This window comes from Nitratireductor aestuarii (assembly GCF_014641695.1).
In the GTDB taxonomy this organism is placed as follows: Bacteria; Pseudomonadota; Alphaproteobacteria; order Rhizobiales; family Rhizobiaceae; genus Chelativorans; species Chelativorans aestuarii.
Genome location: NZ_BMIF01000006.1, coordinates 59370 through 83808, shown reverse-complemented (window position 1 = coordinate 83808; position 24439 = coordinate 59370). Strand labels below are relative to the sequence as shown.

Here is a 24439-nt window from a genome sequence, read left to right as displayed (position 1 = left end):
AGGGAAGATCCGCTAAGGAGACGGCCAGTTCTGGGTTCGCAAAGAGGGTGCAGTCTTGGAAGCCATGTTGATACCGGCGCTTATCGGTTTCGTCGCAGCCCTTGCGGTGGCTACCCTCATCCGCAGGATGCGGCAGAAAAAGGCGCGCCGCCAACCGCTTGCGCCGGAGACGCCTCAATCGAGGCAGCACCGGCGGGCGATGGAACGACGCGCCAACAAGCAGCGCTGAGGCAGTTGGTTAGCGCCAGCCGAGTTCCGGCGCGACGTATTTCAGGATCGCCTCGATGCAGTGGGCACAGTAGGTGACGCCCAGCTGGTTCGGAATGGTGAGCAGCAGCGTATCCGCCTCGGCAATCGCCTCGTCCTCTCTCAGATCCTTGATCAGTTGTTCGGGCTCGGCGGCATAGGACCGGCCAAATACGGCTAGCGTGCCGGGCTCGATATAGCCGAAATGATCCTCGCTGCGATCGCGGCCGAAGTACATCCGGTCGAGGTCGGAAACCAGCGCAAAGATGCTGCGGCTGACCGAAACACGAGGCTCGTGCGCGTGGCCGGCTTCCTTCCATGCCTTGCGATAGGCGCGGATCTGCTCGGCCTGCTGCACATGGAACGGCTTGCCGCTCTCGTCGAACTTCAGCGTCGAGCTTTGCAGGTTCATGCCCATCTTTGCGGCCCATTCGGCGGTCGAGTTCGTCGCGGAACCCCACCAGATGCGCTCACGCAGACCCGGCGAATGCGGCTCAAGCCGCAGAAGACCGGGCGGGTTGGGGAACATCGGCTGCGGGTTTGGCTCAGCAAAGCCATTGCCTTTCAGAACCTCGAGCAGCACCTCCGTATGGCGGCGCGCCATGGTGGCATCCGTCTCGCCTTCGCCGGGGTTGAAGCCGAAGTAGCGCCAACCGTCGATCACCTGCTCCGGCGAACCACGGCTGATGCCAAGCTGGAGGCGTCCGCCGGCGATCAGGTCGGCAGCACCCGCATCTTCCGCCATGTAGAGCGGGTTTTCGTAGCGCATGTCGATGACGGCCGTTCCGATCTCGATCCGGTTCGTCTTTGCACCGACTGCCGCCAGAAGCGGGAAGGGCGAAGCCAGCTGCCGGGCGAAGTGGTGGACGCGATAATACGCGCCATCCGCGCCAAGCTCTTCCGCCGCCACTGCAAGGTCGATCGACTGCAGCAGCGCGTCCGAAGCGGACCGTGTCTGCGACTGAGGGGAGGGCGTCCAATGGCCGAAGGACAGAAAACCAATCTTTTTCATGGAATTGTTCCCGAGATGTCTTGGACGCTAATCTAGGGTCTGGGCAGTGCGCGCACAACGCGGCGCGGGCGAACGCTGTGTCGTCGCAGTGTTGACGCCAGAAAGCTCTCGGCCATTGCCGGATGGTTATACTTGATTTGAACCCTCCACTCATATAGCCCGAGGAAAAACACGCCTGAGAGGAATGCGCGTAATGGAGCAAGTCCGGAGCGTAGAAGCCGCTGTCCAGCCGATGCTGGAAATCGTGCAGCTGACCCGCCGGCTGGGCCCCGGGTTTGTTCTCGGGCCAATTGATCTTTCCATCGCGCCAAAGGAAATCGTCTGCCTCGTTGGCCATTCGGGCTGCGGAAAATCCACGCTCCTGCGCCTCATCGCGGGTATCGAGCAGCCGGACAGCGGAACATTGCAGCTCGACGGCAAGATGCTGGCGGGGCCGGGCGTATTCGTCGAGCCCGAACAGCGCAACATCGGCTTCGTGTTCCAGGATTACGCGCTTTTCCCGCACCTTACCATCGAGCAGAACGTCATGTTCGGCCTGCGCAAGTGGTCGCGTGACGAGGCGAAAGAGCGCGCGAAAATGCTGTTGAGCCTGACGGCGCTCTCTGCCATGGCGGACCGCTATCCGCATATGCTTTCGGGTGGTGAACAGCAGCGTGCCGCCCTTGCCCGGGCGCTGGCGCCGGAGCCGGCCGTCGTGCTGATGGACGAGCCATTCTCGAACCTTGATCGCGATCTTCGCGAACGCGTCCGCAGCGACACGCTGGCGCTGCTCCGCCGTACCAACACGACGGCGATTATCGTCACTCACGATCCGGAGGAAGCGCTTTCCACGGGCGATCGCGTGGTGCTGATGAAGGGCGGCAGGGTCGTCCAGAGCGGCACGGGCCGCGAGCTCTACGACCATCCGTCCGACCCCTACTCGGCAGAATTCTTCAGCACCTTCACACGGGTGCCGGGCGTCTATCGCAGCGGCCAGGTTCACACGGTGCTGGGCGCTTTTCCCTGTTGGCAGGAGGTGGCGGATGGAAGCGCGGCCGTCGCCTATATCCGCCCGCAGGCGGTCTACCCTACCGTCGCCGGCAACGCGCTGACGGGTATCGTCCGCTCACGCAGCTTCCGCGGCGAGATCGAGCAATTGGAGCTGATCGTTGACGGGCTCGAGAGCCCGCTCATCATGCGCACGACGCAGCACCTCGACGTCGTGGAGGGCAAGCTGCGCTTCCGCATTGATGAAGATGCCGTGTTCACCTTTGCCGATCCGCAGCCGTAATATTTTGTGATCGGAGCATCATCAACAAAACTTGACTAAAACCATCATAAATAGAAGATGCGCTCGACTAACCCCCAGGGAGGACAGGTTTTCATGCGCGCATACCTAACCACGACGCTGCTTTCCGTTGCATCGATCTTCACCATCGCCGGGGCTGCCAGCGCGGCCGAACTGAGCATCTACACCACCCGCGAGCCTGGTCTGATCCAGCCGCTTCTCGACTCCTTCACATCGGAGACCGGTATCAAGGTCAACACGGTGTTCCTGAAGGATGGTCTTGTGGAACGCGTCGCATCGGAAGGCGAGAGCTCGCCTGCCGACATCCTGATGACTGTGGATGCCGGCAACCTGATCGACCTCGTCGAGAAGGGACTGACCCAGCCTGTCGATTCCGCCGCCCTCAAGGAAGCTGTGCCTGAGCAGCTGCGCGACGCGGATGGCAACTGGTTTGCGCTTTCGATGCGCGCCCGCGTTGTCTATGCGGCCAAGGATCTCGATCTCAACACCATCAATTATGAGGACCTGTCCGATCCGAAGTGGAAGGGCAAGCTCTGCATCCGCTCCGGCCAGCATCCCTACAACACCGCGCTGATCGCTGCCTACATCGCCCATCACGGCGCTGAGGAGGCTGAAACCTGGCTCGCGGGCGTCAAGGACAATCTTGCCCGCAAGCCCGCCGGTGGCGACCGTGAAGGCGCCAAGGACATTCTCGGCGCCATCTGCGATATCGCGGTCGGCAACTCCTACTACGTCGGTCTGATGCGCTCCGGCCGTGGCGGCGAGGAGCAGAAGCAGTGGGGCGATGCCATCAAGGTTCTGCTGCCCACCTTCAAGGACGGCGGCACCCATGTGAACATTTCCGGTGCGGCGCTCGCCAAGCATGCTCCCAACAAGGACGAGGCGGTCAAGCTGCTCGAATACCTGGTGTCGGATGACGCGCAGAAGATCTACGCCGAAGCGAACTTCGAATATCCGGTCAAGGCTTCCGTGCCAGCTGATCCGATCATTGCAGAGCTCGGCGAGCTGAAGATTGACGCCAAGCCGCTCACCGAAGTGGTGGCCAACCGCAAGCAGGCTAGCGAACTGGTGGACAAGGTCGGTTTCGACAACTAACGCGGGTGAGGGCATCCTGTAACGGGGTGCCCTCTGATTTTGATCATGACGGAACCCGGACTGATGCGTAAGGCGACGTGGCGTTCAGGCGCTCTATGGCTCATCGTGGCCGGGTTCACGGCGTTTGCCGTTCTCCTGCCTTTCCTGGCGCTGGCCTTCGAGGCCCTGCAGGGTTCCGAAGGGCTCTGGGGCCATCTCTTCTCGACCATTCTGCCGGTCGCGTTGCGCGATACGCTGATCCTTCTTTCAGGCGTCGGCATTTTTGTGGCCATGCTTGGAACGGGCGCCGCCTGGCTGGTGACGGCCTACGACTTTCCCGGAAGGCGCACACTCGAATGGGCGCTTCTGCTGCCGCTGGCCGTCCCCACCTATATAGTCGCCTATACCTACCTCGACATTCTGCATCCGATCGGCGTGGTGCAGGGTACGATCCGCACTCTGCTCGGCTATTCGAGCCCGCGCGAGTTCCGCCTGCCGGACATCCGCTCCATGGCGGGCTGCATCCTCGTGCTTTCCTTCGTGCTCTACCCCTATGTCTACATCGCCACACGATCGATGTTCCTGACGCAGCCGGGAAGCCTGATTGAAGCGGCCCGCACGCTCGGTGTTTCGCGTCGCGCCGTGTTCTGGCGGGTGGCGCTGCCGCTCGCCCGTCCGGCCGTGGCAGTAGGCATCAGCCTAGCCCTCATGGAGACGCTGAACGATATCGGTGCTGCGGAATTCTTGGGCGTCCGCACGCTGACCGTTTCCATTTACACGACGTGGATCACCCGCTCAGACCTGCCGGGCGCATCGCAGATCGCGCTCTCGCTACTCGTCGTGGTGATGGCCATCGTCGCGCTGGAACAATATGCGCGGCGACGCCAGCGTTTTGCTGCAGGCACGCGGAGCGGCAGAAGTTTTGACCGCCAGCGGGTCTCGCTGCCGGTAGGGCTTGCTCTTCTCGGCCTCGGCCTCATTCCGGTGCTGATCGGCTTTGCGGGTCCCGCCCTTTATCTCGCGACGGAAGCCTACGCACGCCTCGGCTTTGCGGGCATTCCTCCGCGCTTTGTTTCCATCGTCACCGCAACGGTGGTCTTCTCAGCCGCAGCGACACTGATGACCCTGGCGCTGGGTGGTGCCGCAGCCTATGCAGTGCGGGTACGGTCCTGCGGGTTCTCTACCACGGCGTTCCGCCTTTCAGCCGTTGGCTATGCTGCTCCAGGGACGGTAATCGCCATCGGCCTTGTCGTGGTGCTTGGCGCATTCGACCGCACGGCGAATGCCTACGCTCAATCCTGGTTCGGCTTCTCGACCGGTCTCATCTTCCTGGGCTCTGGTGCGGCACTGGTCTACGCCTATTCGGCGCGCTTCATGGCTATTTCTTCTGGCGGCATGGCGGCTGCACTGAGCCGCATTCCGCACTCGCTGGATGAAGTGTCGCGCACGCTCGGCGAAAGCCCGTCGGGCACGCTGCGCCGCGTTCACCTTCCGCTCTCCAAGACGGGCATCGCAGCAGCAGCGCTTCTGGTTTTCGTCGACTGCGTCAAGGAATTGCCCGCGACGCTTCTTCTGCGTCCGCTCAATGTCGAGACGCTCGCCACCCATCTTTATGGCGAGGCCGCGCGCGGCACTTATGAGGATGCTTCCATCTCGGCGCTGGCCATTGTGCTGATCGCCATGCTGCCTGTGGTGCTTCTTTCTCGCGTCGGCTCGGAGCGCAACCTCCGCCGGGATGTTCTCGTGCCCACGCCGCTGGAGCAGTTGCCGCTCCAGCAACAGGCGGGATAAGCTCCAGCGAGCGTCAGCTAAACGGGGGCGGGTTGATCGCGTGGGTCAGCACGGCGCCGGTCTCGTAATAGAGAGCCTTCGGTTCGACAAAGCGTTCGACATGCTGTTCGACAGGCGCAACGGGAAGCTCGGTTTCGCGATCTTCCAGAAGCGCAATTGCGGCGCGTGTGCCGAAGACAGTGCCGGGGCCGATGCCGCGGCCCGAATAGCCAAAGCAGGCGAGGCCGGAAGGTCCGAGCCGCAGGATCTTCGGAACATGGTCGCCGGTCATGGCAATGTGGCCGTGCCAGGCGTGCTCAAAAGGCAGGTCAGCCAGTTGCGGATAGACCTGACGCAGCTTGCGGCGTGCCCAGCTCGCATGAACCGGACCACCTGCACCGCCTTCGTTTCCAATGCCGCCGACGATCATCCGGCCGGCGCGGTCGATGCGGAAGGACGACATGACCATTGCCGTATCCCAGCAGCCTTCGCCGCCGGCAAGGATGTTCTTGCGGAGATGCTCAGGCATCGGCGCGGTCGCAAATTGTGAATAGCCAACCTTCACGAACTGCGGCCTTGTGCCGAGATCGATGCCGTTGAAATAGGCATTGGTCGCCAGAAGCAGCGACTTTGCCTTGACGACATGGCCATTGGCGGTGACCTGCCAGCCCTCTCCGTCATGGGTGACGCCGGTGACCTTGCTTGCCCCGTGCAGCTTTGCGCCGGCGCGGATCGCAGCCGCCGCGAGGCCGCGTGCATAGGAGAGCGGCTGGATCGTGCCTGCTCGCGGATCGAAGAGCGAACCGTGGAACGCACTGCTGCCCGTCCGCCGCTTTGTTTCCTCTGCGTCGAGCAACTGGAGTGGCGCCCCGAGCTCGACGCCCTGCCGGTGCCGTTCCGCAAGATCGCGGAAACCAGAAGGCGCATGGGCAAGATGCAGGGTGCCGTTGCGGGTCGCCTCGCATTCGATTTCTTCGCGATCGACCAGCGACCAGACAAGCGCAGGAGCCTGTGCGAGAATATCGACCAGCCGCAAGCCCGGCTCGCGGCCCATCAGCTTGATGACGTCCTGGGGCGGCAGCCACAGGCCTGCATTGACGAGGCCGACATTGCGGCCGGAGCCGCCATGGCCGACGGTCTCGGCTTCGAGCAGGACAACCGATGCGCCACGCCGTGCTGCTTCCAGCGCCGCCGCGTTGCCGGTGAAGCCTCCGCCGATGATCACGAGGTCAGCGCGCGCGTCTGCCGCCAGCGGCGGCGCTTCCACGCTCACTGTGCTGCTTGCCCGCCAAAGATTGCCGCCTGTCTGCGCTGCCACGATATTCACCTGATCAGAACAAGAGATTGGGAAGGAAAGTCACCAGCGCCGGAACGTAGGTGAGCAACAACAAAACCGCGACGGATGCTGCAAGGAACGGCAGGAACGCCTTGGTGAAATCCTCGACCGAACAGCGGGTGATGGAGCATACCGTAAACATGACGGTTCCGACCGGCGGCGTCAGCGAGCCGATCGTGGTGTTGAACACAAGCACAACGCCAAGATGGACGGGATCGACGCCAAGCGTCTGCGCCACCTGCAAAAGCAGCGGGCCGAGAATAACGATGATCGCCAGCCCTTCAAACACCGTTCCTAAGAGAAGGAGCGCGATGTTGATGACGAAAAGCACCACGTACTTGTTGTCGGAGATCGACATCAGCGCGGTGACCAGCTGCTGCGGTACCTGTTCCAGGCTGAGGATCAGCGAAAACACCGAGGCAGATGCCACGATGAAGAGCACGCCGGCAGTCGTTGCGGCCGACTCGGAGAAGAGCGCCATTGTTTCGCCGAACGTCAGTCCGCGATAGACAAAGACACCGACGAGAAAGGCATAGACGGCTGCCACGGCGCCAAGTTCGGTCGGAGTAAACCAGCCGCTTCTGAGGCCCAGCAGCAACAGCACCGGCATCGCCAGCGCCCAAAGCGCCGCGCGACCGTTGGAGAGAATTTCTTTCGGGCCAGCCCGCTTTTCGCGCGCCGGAGCAAGGTTCATCCGCTTGGCGGTCCAGCGGACCGTCAGCATCAGCGCGATGGCGATGATGAAGGCTGGGATCACGCCGCCCATGAACAGCCGCCCGATCGACGTGTTGGTCAGCAACCCATAGACGATCAGAGCGATACTCGGCGGCATGACCGGCGCGATCATCGACGAGGCGGCACTGACCACGGACCCATAGGCGTTGGAGTAGCCGCGCGTGCGCATCACCGGAACGACAGTACGTGCGTCGATCGCCGCATCCGCGTTGGCCGACCCGGACATTGCGCCCATGAAGACGGAATTGAGCACGGCAATCTGCGCGAGGCCGCCGCGCCAGTGTCCGACCAGCGTCTCGCAGAAGGAATAGAGGCGGTCAGCAATGCCGCCTCGCGCCATCGCGGCGCCGGCCACGACGAAGAGCGGAATGGCGAGCAGCGGAAAGGATTCCAGGCCCGACGACATTCGCTGGGCGACCAGGCTCGTCATCATGGGGTTCAGCGTGAAGTAGGCCATGGAGGCGCCCAGCATCACGAAGCCGACCGGAAGCCCGAGCAGCAGAAGAAGAACGAAGACGATGGCAACGACGGTCACGAACGCACCTTTCGCAGGCTCTCAGCCATCTCAAGAAGGCGCCCGAGGATCACCAGCGCCATGCCTGTTGCAAGCAGCGCAGCGATGATCCATTTCGGCCAGCCAAGCGTGAGGAACGTGGTGAACCGGGCGGTGGAGATCTGGGCATAGGCGGCGCGGATAACCAGCGCCGCAATGAGCATTGTGAGTATGTCCGCCAGCAGGCGGGCGAAGGGGTAAAGGCGAGGGGGCAGCTTGTCGACAAAAAGAGAGATGCCGAACAGCTGGCCCTGAACGGAAGCGCCGGCAAGACCCAGCCACACAGTCGCTGCCATCAAGACGACAGCCAGTTCCTGCGCCCACATGATCGACATGGAGAAGAAGTTTCGAGCCACCACATCAGCCATGACGATGCCGATGAGGGCAGCCAGCAGCAATGCCGGCACCACCACGGCAAGAAATTCGATCATCTCGCGCAGGATTTTCAGTGGCACCAATACCTCCCTTCGATCGAGGAGGCCGGGCAGTCAAATGTGCCCGGCCAAAGCCGATCAGTTCCCCGTGGCTGCAGCGCGGACCTGTTCATAGAGACCTTCCGGCCAGTTCGGGAAGCTCTTGTAGAAACCAGCGGTAGCCGCGCGATAGGCTTCAACATCAGCTTCGTGGAAGGTAACACCTTTGCTTTCGAACTCGGCGCGAATTCCAGACTCAAGGTCAATGGACTGCTTGGTCAGATTTTGGCCGCCCTTGCGGAACTCTTCAAGCAGGATGGCGCGGTCAGCTTCGCTGATCTGCTGGAAGGCGGCGTCGCTCATCACCCAGCCAAGGAACAGGTTGAAGTGGCCGGTCAGCGTGATCTCCTTGACTGGCTCATGCCAGCCCGAAGCGCGGATACCGGTCAGCGGGGCTTCGGCTGCAGTGACGACGCCCTGCGAGAGCGCGGAATAGACTTCCGCTGCCTCGACGGTCGTGGCTGCGACACCCATGGGTTCGAACGTCTTCAGCCAGGTCTCCACCGGCGGCACGCGCATACGCACGCCCTTCAGGTCGTCCGGCGTCGGATAGGCAGCCGTTCCGATCATGTGGCGCGGGCCGTCGAACCAGTTGAGCGCAACGACGCGCAGTCCGGAAGCTTCGGCGAGGCGATCGTAGAAGCCCTGCATCAGCTCGGAGTTGGCAAGCCGCTCGCCTTCTTCAGCGTTGGAAACGATGAAGGGGCCTTCCACGATCGAAAGCTCCGGAACACCGAAACCTGCGAGGAACGATGCGGAGGTGAATGTCATGATCGGCAGGCCCTGGCTCGCCTGCTCGATGGAATCGGTGGTGGTGCCGAGCTGGCCCGAGGGATAGCCCTCGAACTTGACGCGTCCCTCGGTCCGCTGGGTCACGCGTTCAGCGGTCGCCATGACCTCTTTCCAGGATTCGCCAGTGGGCGGGTTAACCGTGGTCACGCGAATGGTGACATCATCGGCCAGCGCCGCTCCGGAGAGCAGGGTGGTCACAGTCGCCGCTGCGGTCAGCAGCCGGATGGATGAAATAAGCCGGTTCATTGATCGTCCTCCTCTTAGGATTTACGCCTTGTGCTTGCTGTCATGTCCAGGGCACCCACGCGGCGCCCAGTTTTCTTGTTCACCTAGCCTGCCTCTACCGTCTCGGGTCCCGGTACTGGCTTTGTGGTGGCGTAGATTTCATCGATCGTGAGCATGGTCGACAGGTCCACGTCCATGGCCACACCGTGGCCGAAGGCTCCCGGCGACAGGCAGGTTTCGGCTGCGGCTTCAGTCGCTGCATTCAGGATCACCGAGGGATCTTCCTGGCGCAGCAGACCAACCAGGGTGCGCGCGATGAATGTGTCGCCTGCGCCAAGTGTATCGACCGGCTGCACCAATGCTGCCGGTGCCTCATGAATTGCGTCTGGGCCTGCGAGCAACGCGCCTTGCGCACCCCTCGTGATAACCACCCATTGGGCGCCATGATTTCTTACCCGCTCGGCCAGCGCGTGAGCCTCTTCCCGGCTCATGTCGCCGCCCGAAAAGCCAGCAAGGAAGCAGTGCGGCGCCACCGCTGCGATGCGCGCTTCATCGCGGATCGTGGCGAAGTCATAGGACACGCGGGTTAGCGATGCAAAACGGGGCACCCATGCGTCCACGTGGCTCGACCTGCCGGTATGCACTGCATCGGCGCTCTTCATCCAGGCCAGGTCCTCGGGGGAGGGCGCGATGATCGACACGCCCAAGTTCGCGCCGACAAAAACGCGCTCACCGTCTTCGGTTGCGATGACACAATAGGCGGTCTGGCCGGGCAGGAAGCGCAGCAGCGAAGTCTCCACACCTTCCGCAACAAAGGCGTCGCGGATAGCGCGGCCCGCCGCATCATCCGACACTCCGCCTGCATAGGCCGCATGTGCGCCGAAGCGCCGTGCGAACACGGCGTGGTTCACGCAATTGCCGCCCGGGAACATGAGCTGCTGATCCTGATAGCAGTCCACGACGTTGTCGCCGAACGCCAGAATTCTGAGAAAAGCCTGTGACACTGAAAGCCCACTTACTGATTTTGTGAGAACGTTCGCAATAATCCTGATTGCTTGTCAATCCTCCTTGACACTCATCCGCAAAAATTAATATGTCTTATGTCATCTTAATCGAAGGTGATGACCTGATGTCCTTTCCCGAACGTTACCACCCGGCCGTATCCGCCGCGCTTTCGTCCATTGATTTCGGCGCACTCCGCCATGTCTATTTCGTAGCTTGCGGCGGTTCCCTGTCGATCATGCATCCGGCCAAATTCATGCTGGACCAGCATTCTTCGCTGCCTTCCGACGTGTTCAATGCTGCCGAATTCGTGGCGCGTGCGCCCAAGCGGCTTGGCCCTGATACGCTCGTTGTGCTCTGCTCGATGACGGGCACGACGAAGGAAACGACGGCCGCAGCAAAGTTTGCGAAGGAGAAGGGCGCGAGCACCATCGGTCTAACGGTGGAGCCGGAATCGCCTCTCGGCACCGCTGTTGACTACCCGGTGAAGTTCGAGGCTCCCTACACGACCGGCGTTCCGATCGATGCAAAGGACAGCAACTACTCTGCGATCTACCAGATCGTGATAGGCATTGCTGCCGCAACCGGTGGAGAGGATCTGCGCGAGTCGCTGATCGGCAGCCTCTACAACCTGCAGGCAGCCATTGACCGTGCGCAGGAAACCTACGCACCGCTGTGGGACCGCTATGCCGAGCATTTCGCCAAGCAGGATGTCATCTACACGATGGCATCGGGCGCCAGCTATGGTGCGGCTTATTCCTTCGCCATCTGCGTGCTGATGGAGATGCAGTGGATCAACAGCCAGGCGATCCACTCCAACGAGTTCTTCCACGGACCCTTCGAGGTTCTGGACGAGACCCGCTGCTTCGTCCTGATGAAGGGTATCGATTCCACCCGTGCTCTCGATGAGCGCGCCGATGAGTTCCTGCATCGTTTCGGCAAGGCCGAGAACATCCTTGTGCTCGACGCTGCAAAGCTCGATCTCTCCGGAATCGACGAGCGCTTCCAGGGCAATGTCGTGCCGCTCATCTTCTTCGACACCCTGTGGCGATTCATCTATAAGGTTGCCGACTTCCGCCAGCAGGTCATGCTGGACGGCCGCCGCTACATGAAGAAGCTGACCGACTATTGAGGCGATGATGGTGCAAGATGGCCTGCTGCCGCTCTACGAACAGGTTCGACGCAAGCTCCTGTCCGAGATCGATGCGGGCCGTCTTCCCGAAGGCAGCTTCCTGCCACCGGAACTGGAGTTATGTGCGACGCTCGGAGTTAGCCGGATAACGCTTCGACGCGCAGTAGGTGAACTGTGTGCGGAGGGCCTGCTGATACGTCAGCAGGGCCGCGGCACCTTGGTCGCGCCGCGCAAGATGCAGCACACGATCTCACTGTCGGGCTTTGCCGATGTGGTGGCGGGGCAGGGGCACAAAGCCGGCCACCGCGTTCTGGAGCGGGAGGACAATGCCGTTGAACCCGCTGTCGCCTCCCGGCTTGGAGCCAGCAAGCTCGTTCGCTTCGTCCGCCTGCTGGAGGTGGATGATCGTCCGATGACGCTGGAGACGCTCTTTGTCGACGGCGAGCGGTTTGCCGATGCGCTGGATCCGGTCGAGGCGGGGCAGAGCTTTTTCGCGAGCCTTCGGAAAGGCTATACCGTCGAACCTGCCGGTGCCGACCGCCTCATCAATGTGGGCTTTGCCCGCGCATCTGAGGCTGAGGCGCTCGGCGTCTCGACGACAGAACCTGTCTATCGGATCGAAAAGCTGGTGTTGGACGGCAAGGGCACCCCGCTCGCCCTCTCGCAAACCGTCACGCCCTGTCACCTGGTCACGCTGGCGGTCAAAAACTGAGTTCCGCCTCAAGAGACATTATGAGGAAATGCCATGAAGGTCTTCGACGCTGAGGCGGTGCATGAAGCATTGCCCTGGTCCTATCTGATCGACGCTCTGTCACACGCCCATCGCGGATCTATGCCGCTCTCCGATGTGGTGGTGCAGAACGATCCAAATAAGACGGCCAACCAGTTCATCACGCTTCCCGGCTGGGTGGCGGGCGGACCGATCGCCGTCAAGATGGTCGGTGTGTTCCCCGGCAACGAGAAGCTCACCCCGCCGCAGCCCAACGTCCAGGGACTGGTGGCGCTGTTTGACGGTTCGACCGGCGCTCCGATGCTGGTGGCCGATGGCGCAGCAATGACGGCGCGCAAGACAGCAGGTGATTCAGCCCTGGCTGCTTCGCTTCTCGCCCGCGATGATGCTGAAGTTCTGCTCGTGGTGGGTGCAGGTGCGCTCGCACCGCATTTCGCCCGTGCGCATATGGCGGCGCGGCCATCGCTGAAGCGCGTGCTGATCTGGAACCGCACCTTGCCCAAGGCGGAAAATGTGGCCGCCGATTTGCGCGCGGGCGGCGTGAATGCCGAGGCGGTGAATGACATCGACGCCGCGGTGGCGGCCGCGGACGTGATCACCTGCGTGACCATGTCGGATCGCACTTTGGTCAAGGGCGCGCTGCTGAAGCCCGGCACGCATCTCGATCTTGTGGGCGCCTATGCAACCAGCCTGCGCGAGACGGACGAGGAGGCGCTGAAGCGCGCCCGCATATTCGTCGACACGCGGCATGGCATGGAGAATACGGGCGATCTTGGCCCGGCGCTGCGTTCCGGCCTGATAACGCCGGACGCGATAGCCGGTGACCATTTCGACCTTGCGCAGGGCAGGGCGCGGGGCCGCGAATCTGGCGATGAAATCACGATCTTCAAGAACGTTGGAGGAGCCCATCTCGACGTTTTCACCGCGATTGCGCTCAACAACGCAGCATGACATCAAACCGGGAGAGAGCAGCGTAGAGTAGTGGTTCGGAGGAAGGAACTGCACGGGGTGGTGAAGAAAGCAACGATTGCAGATGTAGCGCGGCTTGCGGGCGTATCGACTGCTACTGCGGGTCGTGTTCTTGGCAGCTACGGCTACACCAAGGCTGAAACCCGCGACAAGGTCATGCAGGCGGCCCGCAAGCTCGGCTACCGAACCAATGCCCTCGCCCGCAGCCTCATCACTGGCAGAACGCGCACCATCGGCGTTGTCGCTGGCGACATCCAGAACCCGTTCTACGCCTCCATCCTGCGCGGCATTGCGGATGTGGTGGAGCGTCACGAATTCGGGCTCCTGATCGTCAATTCCGACGAAAGCCTTGAAAAGGAGATCCGCGCGGTCAACGTCCTGATGGAAAAGCAGGTCGATGGGCTGATCGTCTCTCCCTGCGATACGCGCAATGCACGGCACCTGCGCGATCTTCAGGCTTTTGGGCTGCCGCTGGTGTTGCTTGACCGCGCCGTTGCAGGGCTGGAGGTTGATCGCGTCACGATCGACAATATCGCCGCCGCCGGCCGTGCGGTTGCCGCGCTCCTAGCGGCGGGACACAAGCGCATTGGTCTGGTTGGTGAACTCCTTGAGGAACCGGAAGGCGGCCTCGCGGGCTTCATCCGTCGCGGCCTCGCGGGCGAGGTTCTGTCGACCGATACGCTTTATCCGAGCTGGCAGCGTCTGCTTGGCTATCTGCAGGCCCACCGTCAGGCGGGTTTGCCTGTGGACGAAACGCTCATCCGTCGCGTCGGAGCCTATTCGGCTGAGAAGGCGCAACGTGTTGCGGAAGCGCTCATCCATAATGCCGATCGGCCGACGGCCGTGTTCGCCACGGACGGTACCATGTCCGAAGGCGTCATCGCCGCCATCTCGTCAGCCAGACTGTCGGTGCCTGACCAGCTGTCGCTTGTCTGTTTCGATGACCTCGAATGGATGAGCTTCCTGCCGCCGGGCATTTCGACCATGGCGCAGCCTCGTCTCGCCATGGGTGAGATCGCAGCCACCATGCTTCTGGAGCGCATCGAAGGCTCGCAAGTGCCGGCGCGCGCGCAGGTGCTGTCGGCGGAATTTGTCGAGCGGGGATCGATCACCCGCAGACCTACTTAATCTAGAGGGGGAGAGACGATGGCTTTGAGCCGGGCAAATATCTGCGGCATGAATTTTCACTATTTCCGGCATAGCCTCGACACGTTTCTTGACGATGCCGAAGCGCTGGAACTGCCGCTGGTGGAAATCTGGGGCGCTGCTCCGCATTTCTATCTCGGTGATCGCACACTGGAGGATGCTCGCGCGCTGGGCGCTGACGTGCGCACACGCGGGATGCAGATCGCCAGTTTCACGCCGGAACAATGCGTCTACCCGATCAATCTCGGCTCTCCGCAGGCGGCGCTCAGGGATCGGTCCATCCGGTACTTCCTTGAAAGCCTGGAGATGTCGGTAGAGATGGGCAGTCCTGCGGTTCTGGTGACGCCCGGCTCTGGCTTTGCCGACGAACCCTCTCAGGACGCGGTGGCGCGCTGCACTGAGGCGCTGTCGCTCATCGCCGACAGGGCTGAGCGGTTGGGTCAGAAACTCTACCTTGAAGCTCTTCCGCCTGCCTGGTCCAACATTGCTGCGACGGCTGGAGAACTGCGTTCCCTGCTCGACGCGGTGAATTCGCCGGTGCTGTTCGGCATGCTCGACACCGCCGGTGCGTTGGGCACCGGCGAGACAGTCCGCGACTACATAGAAGCACTGGGCGACCGGCTGGCGCATGTGCACATGATCGATTCCGAGCCATCTGGCAGTCATCTGGCTTGGGGTGACGGAGTGCTGTCCGCTGAAGAGTGCGTAGCGGCCCTGAACGCGGCCGGTTATACGGGAGCCCTCTCCATCGAGATCACCAACTCGCGTTACTATCTGGAACCGAAGGCCGCGATGGCGCAGTCGGTTGCAGCTCTGCGCGAGGTACTTTCCTAAACAATCCCCCATATGCATTGGCCGCACTCGATTGAGCGCGACCAAGTCATTTTCAGATGACGTTCTCACAGGTTGGGTCCCGCCGCCAGACGGAATTCTATTGAAAGTGGGCTGCCATTGCCTGCTGACCCAACGTCTTAGGGCCTAACACCATTGCAGTTGTATCTGGAATGCCCAACTTGGTGCATCCTGCACTGCAGGACCGTCGAACTGAAGCTCAACGTCAACTCTCAAAGTTCTCGTTGCGCGGGTAGGCTGTCATGTCGTGTGGTAGGAGTTCTGCCCATGTTGCCGTCGATCTCAAGGCTTCTTCGTATCTCCGGCGTTTGCCTTGTCTTGTATGCTCCGCTGGTGGAGGCGCAGGAGGCGGATCTTCTTTCAGGACGTTGGACCGGCACCTACCAGTGTGCTGGTCAGCCCGTTTCCCGGATGATCCTGGACATAGCCGCATCGAACCGACCCCTCAAGGAAGCGATCTTCAGCTTCGACGCAGGTGGGACGACGGGGAGCTATTCAGTTGTCGGGCGCGTCCGAGGGGGCGCACAATTCCGGTTCGCTCCCAGGGCCTGGATCGACAGGGCGGATGGCATTTCCATGCTTGGGCTGATTGGAATCCTGGGGCGCGACGGCCAAAGCATGACGGGCTCATTGCAGGGCTGCCCGAGCGGCAGCTTCCACGCTGAGCGGAACAACGAGGGAGAAGCTATCATTACAATCACCGGCGTGCGCCTACCTGAAGGCGATAGAATCTCTCCCAAGAAGTTCGGGGGCGCCATCGCCGGGTTGCTGGGAAGGGCCGGATCCGCCGAAGCCCAGTGTCGCGTGCTTGCCGAGTGGTATACTCCGGTTATCGACCCGCATGGCTTCGAGCGCATGCCGAGCCATAAAATCGTTGGTGCAATCGCGCCCATCTTTCGCAACGAGGCATTCGAGCCGGTCTTTGGGATGCCTTTGGAACTGATGGGAGGCATGGAGAGCAGGGAAATCGGAAGGTTTTTGAAGGAGACCTGCTATGGCAAGATTGGGATGGATAGCTATCGGAACGTCTTCGCTGATGTGTTCAGGTCGCCTATCTACCTCCCGACGCTGGCAGCCACCAATGAGGAGCAGGACAAGGCGCAGAAATGGCTCTCGGACGTTCGCGCCGAGCTTGCTGCCATATCTCCAGAGCACCCCAACGCCCTGCGCGATATAAGTAATCTTGACCGCAAGCTGGCAGGGGCGCACCGGGTCAACGTATCCGCGCAGATCGATGAACTGAAAGTCCAGGCCGCTGCACTGCGGACAGAGGCAGAAGCCGCGGCTCGGACCGCACTTTTCAATAAGCTGCTCGCCGATCTCGAAGGTGTCGGGAATGATTATGACGCAGGCCACCTGGGCACGGCCTTGCGGGTCGCTGATGAGGCGCGTGCTTCGAAGCTCGAACCGGGCAGGATCGATCAGGTCGTTGCGGCCGCCCGCGACAAGGCGGCGGCGATCCTCAACCCGAGGCTCGATGCAGCGGCAGGGTTGGCGACGATGCTCCCGCGATCTCTTGAGGGGCTTATCAAGGCTCGCGACGCCCTCGAGCCCTTCGCTGTCTACCGGGACAGCATGGACAGGACCTTTGGATCCCTAGATCCGGAGGGAAGGCTGCGACCACTCTACGATCAGATAAGTGAACTTGAGGGGGATCCTTCTGTTATTGCCGAGTTGAAGAATGCACTCGATGCTGCCGCAGCAAGCGAGAAACCACGCGAGAACGTCGAGAGGCTGGTAGCTCAGGTGACAAGCTCTGGCACTGCCTTGATCCCAGCAGAAATGGCCGAGCTGATTGCCTCTGCCCGCGAAGATGCTGAGATCAATGCCGTTGTCATAACGGACCTGTCCGGAAACCCTGATCCTTCGGAACCGAGTGCCCGTGAAATTGCTGCTTTTGCCATGAAGCGAGTCCGGGATGCGTCGTCCGAGATGGCCGGTCAGGAAGCCGTCTGCACGAGCGGCAGGGTTACCGACCCTGTTCAGGCCATGAAATGCCTGAGCAATCCGGCGCTCTGGACAGGGCAGACTGGTTCTCGTGTCACGCTGCTCGGAGTCACCAAAGTGGGATGCGAGCCGGAAGTGAAGGACAGGCAGTATCTGTGTTATTTCAACCAGCAGGTCCGCATCGATATCGCAGGAAGCCAAGCTTATGGAACGGACTGGGGTCAGATGACACAGGAGCTGTCCGGCAAGGAGATCGTAGATGCGCGCTTCTTCCGCGCTGCGGGCGGGGGTTGGACGGTAACCTGGGGCGATCTTCGGTAAGGGCCATTTTGCCAACACCTTCTCTGGCCTGTTCTGATCTGGGGTCAGGATGTCTTGTCGTGAGTGGGAAGCAGCGCCTTTCGGAGAAGTGGCGGGGTTACTCGATGGAGAATGTGCGTGTCTCCAAGGTAGCGGTTCAGAGCGGTTCTCGGACAAGTGGAAACCGGGTATCCGTCCGGCAAAAGCCAGCGCGAAGGCGCTGGCTCCTGGTTCAACTGATTAGAATTGGCGGCCCAGCTTGGCGTCGATAGACTGAGAGTTAGCGCCGCGAACCGCAAAGAAAATCGTCATCCCGAGCCATAGGATAGACTTTTCGGAACCAGCAAAGCCCTGGCCCATTGCAATCCAATGCGCATAGACGGTAACGGCAAGAATGATGGTTGCCGCAACCGCCGCCGGACGCGTGAGGAAGCCGAGGGCAATGAAAACACCGGCAAAGAACTCGGTGAATGAAAGCAACGGCGACCAGAAAACACCTGGATAGAACCCGAGGTTTTCGACCATTCCGCTCGCTTTGAAGGGCTCCATCATTTTCGGAAAGCCATGGACGGCGAGTATCACGCCGCAGATGACGCGCATCAGCGTTTCCGCAAAATCATGCAGCGCAGCGTAGATGGGGCGTAGAAAAGCAATGCGCTCGGGGACTTGGGTGTTTTTGGACATTCGGTACTTCTTCTATATGACGTCAGGATAAGCCGTTGTTCGGGGCTTGCATGGATTGGAAGTAGGCGGGAGGGCCGCGATCTCGCTGGCAGAGGCTGAACCGTTACACGAGCGGGGCCTGCGTCGTGCAGCTCTTCAAGCGAACTGGGTTCGCAAGAGTTGGAACAGACAAGCTGAAAACCAAAGCGAGGAGGGGGATAATGCGCAGGACCATGGGGGGCAAATACCCTACCGAAAGCAGATCCTCCATACACAAATCCGTTATTCTGGGCGGTAGGTGGTGACGCATTCCAATCATCAGTCACGTGGAAAGAGAAAGCGGGCAGAATGATCCGCCCGCCTCGTGCCACGTTGATGTTTGCCTGCCTTACTTGGCGTTCAGCAGTTCCGGCACTGCGAGGAGGATGAACTCGTTGTTCGCTGACGTTCCGATCTGGCGGCCTCCTGAAAACGGGAGATTGTTGTCATTGGCGACCATGATGTGGGTGTCATCGTAACGGGCGACGTCCTCGATCGTCAGGAACGGGAAGGTGAAGGGACCTTCCGCCGGCTTCATGCCTTCAAGTGCCCGGCCGTCAGGATCCTGGATATCCAGGAGGTTGATATGGCCAATCCGGCGAATGAAGCCATCTTCATCGACGGAGGCAGTGTCTACCAGCACGACATTCTTGACCTTGGCAGGGATCGGGTAGCAGTCGTTCAGATCTGCTGCACCGGAGGCGCAGGCTTTGGCGCTGTCGCCTTCGCCGTTGTCGCGCTCGATGACGAGCGCACGTGTCTCATCAATGAAATTGAAGTCGCCGATGGCTTGCGCGCCTTCGGAGAGTTTGAACTTGAAGCTTTCGCCCGTCCATTTGTTCGTATTCGTATCGAAGGTCATGACGCGCAGGAAGTCACCTTGGGTGTTGCCGCCTTCGATGAGCAGTGGCTTCTCGATCATCGCCCAGAGCAGGTTGGTGGACGGTTGCAGGGCCATGCCCTCATAGCCACCGGAGCGCTGCACCTGGAAGGCCTTGCCCGGTTCGGCTGGGACGGTGATGCCAGGAGTATCCGGACCTTTGATGACCTTGCCGTCGAGGACGGTCTCGAACACGTCGAGGATGCGTCCATCCTTGGCTGCGCGGATCACATACGGGCCAAATTCATCGCCGATCCAGATCTCTCCATTCAGATACTGAATGCTCTCCGGGTCGAAATCCGCGCCGGTCAGGTATCGGCTTTCAGTCGATTCCGTTGCAATCCGGAATGGCACCTTCTTGTCAGGGTCGTGCAGGAAAATGGTTTCCTCGACGTTGACCTTTCCCGACCCGAAATCCGGCTTCATCCGATGAAAGAAGAGCATGGCGTCCGGGCTGTTTACCTTGGAGCCGAAGCCATTGTCGGTGAGCACAAACCAGCTGCCATCATCGTCGCGGTTGGCGGCGAAACCGGACAGGCCCTGAATGGGCTGGCCAATGAAGGGCAGCGAGATTCCCGTGGGGTGGCTGCCATAAGCTGTTCCGACATCGCCCATGACGCTCATGGGGCGGTCGTTTCGCTTGGCCCCCGTGAACTTGCCGGAAACCAACAGGTCATGCGGCGCATCCGCGGGAGGAGCCACCATCGTCATGGCGGGCAGGAACGCATGTCCCGCAAGCGTCGCAGGGAAAACAGTCTGAGCAAGGACCGGGGTGGAAAGCAGTGTGCAGGCTGCCAGCAGGCTCAATGTAAAACGCATGGAATGCTCCGTGAAGTTTGCACGGGGAGACCTAGCGATGCTCCATGACAGGACGATCAAAGTTCCTTTTCAATTCCATGACACGCTCCGGAAAAAGGTTGCATGAAACTGTCATAATCCTGTCGCTGAACTGTTATCTGCAAGCGCTAATGGACCTCCGTCGGAAATTTTCAGGCAAACGCCAACGGAGCAGAAATGCGCAAACTTCTTTCCTTCCTAGCCCTCAGCACCATCCTTGCCGGGGCCAGTCACGCAGCAGAAATCTACCCGCTTGATGGTGCAACCATCCTTGCCGGCTCGAAAGTCGACTTCAAGGTCGAGCTGGATGCGGTTTATGCCCCCGAAGCTGTCACGGTGCGGGTAAATGGGAAGCCCTATGAAGAGGTATTCGGCAACGCGGCAGAATTTGTTGAAGACGAGAAGGGCAAGGACGGTGTTTCCCTGGGTTCTGCCCTCATTCTCCGCGATCTCGCACTGGCTGCTCCGGGAAAATATGCGGTTGATGTCGTCGCCGGAGAAGAGCGAAAGTCTGTGCAATGGGAGGTCTATGGCACCCCGGATGTCGCCAAGGCAAAGAACGTCATCTTCATCGTGGGTGATGGTCTCTCGATCGCGCATCGGACAGCCGCGAGGATCATGTCCAAGGGCATGACCGCCGGAAAGGCTAATGGCCGCCTTGCAATGGATGATATGGAGAGGATGGCTTTCATCGGCACATCCTCCACGCATTCCATCGCGACGGATTCCGCCAACACGATGTCGGCCTATATGACCGGGCACAAGAGCCGGGTGAATGCCCTTGGCGTTTATGCCGATCGCACTCCGGACAGCTTCGATGATCCCAAGGTGGAAACGCTGGCAGAAGCCCTGCGTCGCCAGACGAGCAAGTCCATTGGAATTGTCGCCACCTCCGAACTCCAGGACGCCACACCTGCAGCCGTCGTCGCCCATACGCGCCGGCGCGGTGACAAGGCCGAAATCGTTGGCATGCTCTATGACAACCAGCCCGAAGTCCTGTTGGGTGGTGGTTCAGCATACTTTCTCAAGTCTGATGTTCCCGGCTCAAAGCGCAAGGACGACAAGGACTATGTTCAGTTGTTCCGGGATGCAGGATATGCCCTGGCAACGACGGCTGAAGAGCTCGAGGCTGCTTACGAGAATAATTCGGGCAAGCTGCTTGGACTGTTCCACACGGGCAACATGGACACCTGGCTCGATCGCAACCAGCTGAAGAAGGGCACGGTCGACAAGTTCTCCGACCAGCCAGGATTGGTGGATATGGCGCAGATCGCCCTGGATCAGCTGTCGAAGAACGAAAATGGCTTCTTCCTGATGATCGAGAGCGCCAACATCGACAAGATGTCCCATCCTCTCGATTGGGATAGGGCCGTCGTCGAGACCATCGAGATGGACAAGGTTGTGGCGCTCGCTCAGGACTTCGCGGCCAAGAACCCGGATACGCTTATCATCGTCACCGGCGATCACACTCACGGCGTATCCCTCGTCGGCACGATCGATGATACGGTTGAAGCCGAGGACATGCGCGAAAAGCTCGGTGTCTATGAAGATGCGGGCTTCCCCAACTACAGCGACGAGGATGGCGACGGCTTCCCGGACCGCATCGATGTCACCAAGCGTCTCGCCCTCTTCGCCAATAACTTCCCGGACTACTACGAGACCTGGGGCCCGAAGATGGACGGCCCGTTCGTGCCGGCAATCCAGAATGCTGACGGCCAGTATGTTGCCAACGAAGCCTACAAGGATGTGCCCGGCGCAGTTCTGCGTGTAGGCAACTTGCCGAAGACGAATGATACGGGCGTCCATGCGGTTGATGACATCGTTCTTCAGGCTTCAGGCCCTGGAGCTGATGCGTTCCGCGGCTACATGGAACAGTCCGACGTCTACAAGGTCATTGCTGACGTCTTCGCTTTGGGAACGTCCCAGAAGTAGCACGCTTGCGTGGCTGGTCGGGTCTGTCCGGCCAGCCATTGCAAAACTGATGGAACCAAGCACATGGCACATTCTCTCACTCGCCGGTCTTGTCTGATCGGTGTTGCTTCCGCTCTTTCTCTGTTCCACACACGTGAGGTTATGGCGGCCGATGCGACGCTGACATTTGAAGAGCTCTATGCTTCCTTCAGCGCATTGGGCCTGCAGTTCTCCGACAAGGTGAAGACGCTCGAGGGCAAGACTGCAAGAATCGAAGGGTTCATGGCGCCGCCGCTGAAGGCGGAATCGAACTTCTTCGTGCTGACGCAGATCCCCATGGCTCTTTGTCCCTTCTGCTCATCGGATGCCGACTGGCCGGATAACATCATGGTCGTCTATCTGAAGAGCAGGCAGACCTTCACCGATCCCAACGAACTGATCGTGGTGAAGGGAACGTTGGAAAAGGGCTCCTGGACAGATCCTGACACCGGATTCGTGAGCCAGCTCCGGCTCCGGGACGCCACCTTCGGACGAGCTTAGCCGATGCCTGATCTCGAGGTCACGGACCTTTGCGTCCGATTTGCCGGACTGGCAGCACCGGCACTGGACGTTCCCGAACTGAAGGTTTCGGCAGGGGAGATGCTCGCCGTGGTGGGGCCTTCCGGTTCTGGAAAATCAACCCTTGTGAACATGCTCACAGGGCTCGATACACCTGCCCGCGGAGCCATCCTTTGGGGGCGAACGAACATCGGGAACCTGAGTGAGGCTGAGCGAGACCATTGGCGCGGACGGAATGTCGGCCTGGTCCCGCAGGACTTCCACCTTTTTCCGGGACTGTCAGCCATCAACAACGTGCTGCTCCCGGCTCGTCTGGCTCGGATTGCGTCTCGCACTACCGTTGACCGGGCCCACGACCTGCTTCAGGCTGTGGGACTGATGCGTCCCAATCAGCCGATCAACACGATGTCGCGAGGGGAAATGCAGCGGGTTGCCATAGCCCGGGCGCTGCTGCGGCAGCCGGCCATCGTTGTTGCGGATGAACCGACGGCAAGCCTTGATGCGGACAATGGCGCCGCCGTCTCCAGCCTGTTGATCCTGCTGGCGCGGCAAACCGGTTCGACCCTGATTGTCGTTACCCATGACGAGGCATTGATCAGGCTCATGCCTCGGCACCTGGTCCTGCGCAACGGAAGGATTTTCGCCGACAGGGTAGCGGAAGGGGTTCTCGCATGATCGGTCTGATTATCGCAGACCTGCGCCGCTATTGGGTTGGCGCACTCATGACTGTCGCCTTGATCGCGATGGCGGTCGCGCTCGGGACGGCGATCCAGCTCCAGGAGCGATCGCTGCGATTGGGGAGCGCCCGAGCGGCGGAGAAATTTGATCTTCTCATTGGAGCGCCGGGAAGTGAGGCGCAGCTCGTTCTCTCGGCCGTGTTTCTCCAGCCGGCAGCCCTCCCACTCCTGGGCGGAGACGTTCTCGCCGATCTGCAGCACGACGACCGGGTCGTTTGGGCGGAGCCCATTGCGCCGGGAGATTTCTACAAAGGCTTCCCCATCATCGGCACGACGGCGCGCCTGGTGACTGAGCTGGCCCCCGAGTTCACCGAAGGAGTTGTTTTTTCCGCGCTGGATGAAGCTGTGATAGGGGCCGCGGTGGACCTCGCTATGGGCATGACCTTCGCTCCCATGCATGGGCAGGTAGAACACGGCGAGGCGCAGCATGATAATGTTGAGTATCGAATAGCCGGACGTCTTTCGCCGACTGGAACGCCGTGGGACCGCGCAATCCTCGTTCCGATCCGCTCATCATGGAAGGTGCACGGGCTCGTCCAGGACGAGGATCGGGATTCCGGACATGATCACGACGAGACACATGCATCGGGCGATCTCGACGAGACGTTCGTGCAGGGCCAGACGCCTGACATCCCTGCCATCCTCGTGAAGCCGGCGTCCATTGCTGCAGCCTACAAGCTCAGGCAAGACTACCGCGCGAATGAGAAAACTGTTGCTGTATTTCCGGCGGAAGTGTTGACGAGCCTTTATGGGCTCCTTGGTGACGTCACAGCCGTGCTGTCCTATGTGGCCCTGGCGGCACGAATTCTCGTCGGGGTTTCGCTCATCATGCTGGCGGTCATCCACGTCCTGCAGCGTCGTCACACGCTGAGCGCCTTGCGGGCACTGGGTGCACCTCGCTGGTCCCTGTTCGCGCTCGTCTGGGGCCAGGCAATTGTCATTTCGATCTGTGGGGTCGTTCTTGGGCAGATTGGCGGCCTGGCCGCTGCATCCCTGATATCCTCTCACATAGAGAACGGGCAGGGTTTCAGTCTCCCCGTTGAGTTCGCCTCTACTGACCTCGCAGGGACCATAGCGCTCTTGATGGTCGCTGCGGTGTTCGCGGCGCTACCAGCCCTAATCGCGTTCCGCCAGCCAGCCGCCACAGGCTTGAGAGGTGGAGGCTAGCTTTTGCGCATGGTCGGTGGTGTCGATTATTTCGTTGCCGACCTGATATTCGCAAGGTGAAGTTC

22 protein-coding genes are annotated in these 24439 nt (G+C 60.8%); 14 read left to right on the top strand and 8 right to left on the bottom strand.

The genetic code is table 11. The features are described 5' to 3' along the window. Positions 1-55: 55 nt before the first annotated feature. On the top strand, positions 56-229 hold the full coding sequence (locus IEX27_RS11075; RefSeq protein WP_188721119.1) for a hypothetical protein: 174 nt from the start codon (positions 56-58) through the stop codon (positions 227-229). A gap of 9 nt (positions 230-238) precedes the next feature. Here IEX27_RS11075 and IEX27_RS11070 read toward each other — a convergent pair whose 3' ends face one another. Beyond that, entirely contained in the window at positions 239-1258 is a 1020-nt protein-coding gene (locus IEX27_RS11070; RefSeq protein ID WP_188721118.1) for an LLM class flavin-dependent oxidoreductase, read from the bottom strand. Between the two features lie 193 nt (positions 1259-1451). Between IEX27_RS11070 and IEX27_RS11065 the strand changes: the two genes are divergently transcribed. From IEX27_RS11065 to IEX27_RS11055, 3 genes are all read left to right on the top strand, one after another. Continuing rightward, positions 1452-2528: an ABC transporter ATP-binding protein gene (locus IEX27_RS11065; RefSeq protein ID WP_188721117.1), complete on the top strand. Its 1077-nt coding sequence runs from the start codon at positions 1452-1454 to the stop codon at positions 2526-2528. Between the two features lie 93 nt (positions 2529-2621). Then, positions 2622-3641 carry a Fe(3+) ABC transporter substrate-binding protein gene (locus tag IEX27_RS11060; RefSeq protein WP_188721116.1) on the top strand — a complete coding sequence of 340 codons (1020 nt, stop codon included), beginning with the start codon at positions 2622-2624 and terminating at the stop codon, positions 3639-3641. A gap of 63 nt (positions 3642-3704) precedes the next feature. Further along, positions 3705-5411, top strand: coding sequence for an ABC transporter permease (locus IEX27_RS11055; protein WP_244630329.1), 1707 nt, complete (start codon positions 3705-3707; stop codon positions 5409-5411). Between the two features lie 13 nt (positions 5412-5424). Here IEX27_RS11055 and IEX27_RS11050 read toward each other — a convergent pair whose 3' ends face one another. The 5 genes from IEX27_RS11050 to IEX27_RS11030 form a co-directional block, all read right to left on the bottom strand. Then, a complete protein-coding gene (locus IEX27_RS11050; protein WP_188721114.1) occupies positions 5425-6708 on the bottom strand; it encodes an NAD(P)/FAD-dependent oxidoreductase in 1284 nt (427 codons plus the stop codon). Between the two features lie 13 nt (positions 6709-6721). Beyond that, positions 6722-7996, bottom strand: coding sequence for a TRAP transporter large permease (locus IEX27_RS11045; RefSeq protein ID WP_188721113.1), 1275 nt, complete (start codon positions 7994-7996; stop codon positions 6722-6724). Next, positions 7993-8469, bottom strand: a complete 477-nt coding sequence (locus IEX27_RS11040; protein WP_188721112.1) for a TRAP transporter small permease — start codon at positions 8467-8469, stop codon at positions 7993-7995. The genes IEX27_RS11045 and IEX27_RS11040 overlap by 4 nt, the downstream gene beginning before the upstream one ends. Positions 8470-8526: 57 nt before the next feature. Continuing rightward, on the bottom strand, positions 8527-9525 hold the full coding sequence (gene dctP / locus IEX27_RS11035) for a TRAP transporter substrate-binding protein DctP (protein WP_188721111.1): 999 nt from the start codon (positions 9523-9525) through the stop codon (positions 8527-8529). An 83-nt stretch (positions 9526-9608) separates the two neighbouring features. Beyond that, positions 9609-10508, bottom strand: coding sequence for a PfkB family carbohydrate kinase (locus tag IEX27_RS11030; protein WP_244630328.1), 900 nt, complete (start codon positions 10506-10508; stop codon positions 9609-9611). Positions 10509-10633: 125 nt separating this feature from the next. Here IEX27_RS11030 and IEX27_RS11025 point away from each other — a divergent pair, with 125 nt between their 5' ends. The 6 genes from IEX27_RS11025 to IEX27_RS11000 all read left to right on the top strand — a co-directional run bounded on the left by IEX27_RS11025 (position 10634) and on the right by IEX27_RS11000 (position 17603). Then, positions 10634-11638, top strand: a complete 1005-nt coding sequence (locus IEX27_RS11025; RefSeq protein WP_188721110.1) for an SIS domain-containing protein — start codon at positions 10634-10636, stop codon at positions 11636-11638. A 7-nt stretch (positions 11639-11645) separates the two neighbouring features. Then, positions 11646-12350: a GntR family transcriptional regulator gene (locus tag IEX27_RS11020; protein WP_244630327.1), complete on the top strand. Its 705-nt coding sequence runs from the start codon at positions 11646-11648 to the stop codon at positions 12348-12350. 33 nt (positions 12351-12383) lie between these two features. Beyond that, positions 12384-13319, top strand: coding sequence for an ornithine cyclodeaminase (locus IEX27_RS11015; RefSeq protein WP_188721108.1), 936 nt, complete (start codon positions 12384-12386; stop codon positions 13317-13319). A gap of 57 nt (positions 13320-13376) precedes the next feature. Beyond that, positions 13377-14465 (top strand): LacI family DNA-binding transcriptional regulator, encoded by a 1089-nt coding sequence (locus IEX27_RS11010; RefSeq protein ID WP_244630326.1) that lies wholly within the window; start codon positions 13377-13379, stop codon positions 14463-14465. Positions 14466-14483: 18 nt separating this feature from the next. Next, the gene (locus IEX27_RS11005; RefSeq protein WP_188721107.1) at positions 14484-15317 is read left to right on the top strand and encodes a sugar phosphate isomerase/epimerase family protein; all 834 of its coding nucleotides are present in this window, start codon (positions 14484-14486) and stop codon (positions 15315-15317) included. 285 nt (positions 15318-15602) lie between these two features. Beyond that, positions 15603-17603 (top strand): hypothetical protein, encoded by a 2001-nt coding sequence (locus tag IEX27_RS11000; protein ID WP_188721106.1) that lies wholly within the window; start codon positions 15603-15605, stop codon positions 17601-17603. Between the two features lie 219 nt (positions 17604-17822). On the opposite strand, the gene IEX27_RS10995 is transcribed toward IEX27_RS11000, so the two are convergent. Beyond that, positions 17823-18266, bottom strand: a complete 444-nt coding sequence (locus IEX27_RS10995) for a DoxX family protein (RefSeq protein ID WP_188721105.1) — start codon at positions 18264-18266, stop codon at positions 17823-17825. Positions 18267-18633: 367 nt separating this feature from the next. Beyond that, positions 18634-19983, bottom strand: coding sequence for an esterase-like activity of phytase family protein (locus tag IEX27_RS10990; RefSeq protein WP_188721104.1), 1350 nt, complete (start codon positions 19981-19983; stop codon positions 18634-18636). Positions 19984-20178: 195 nt separating this feature from the next. Here IEX27_RS10990 and IEX27_RS10985 point away from each other — a divergent pair, with 195 nt between their 5' ends. The 4 genes from IEX27_RS10985 (at position 20179) to IEX27_RS10970 (ending at position 24374) form a co-directional block, all read left to right on the top strand. Next, positions 20179-21933, top strand: a complete 1755-nt coding sequence (locus IEX27_RS10985; protein ID WP_188721103.1) for an alkaline phosphatase — start codon at positions 20179-20181, stop codon at positions 21931-21933. A gap of 63 nt (positions 21934-21996) precedes the next feature. Continuing rightward, positions 21997-22452 carry a hypothetical protein gene (locus IEX27_RS10980; protein ID WP_188721102.1) on the top strand — a complete coding sequence of 152 codons (456 nt, stop codon included), beginning with the start codon at positions 21997-21999 and terminating at the stop codon, positions 22450-22452. 3 nt (positions 22453-22455) lie between these two features. Continuing rightward, on the top strand, positions 22456-23145 hold the full coding sequence (locus IEX27_RS10975) for an ABC transporter ATP-binding protein (RefSeq protein WP_188721101.1): 690 nt from the start codon (positions 22456-22458) through the stop codon (positions 23143-23145). Next, entirely contained in the window at positions 23142-24374 is a 1233-nt protein-coding gene (locus IEX27_RS10970; RefSeq protein ID WP_188721100.1) for an ABC transporter permease, read from the top strand. The genes IEX27_RS10975 and IEX27_RS10970 overlap by 4 nt, the downstream gene beginning before the upstream one ends. The last annotated feature ends 65 nt before the right edge of the window (positions 24375-24439 follow it).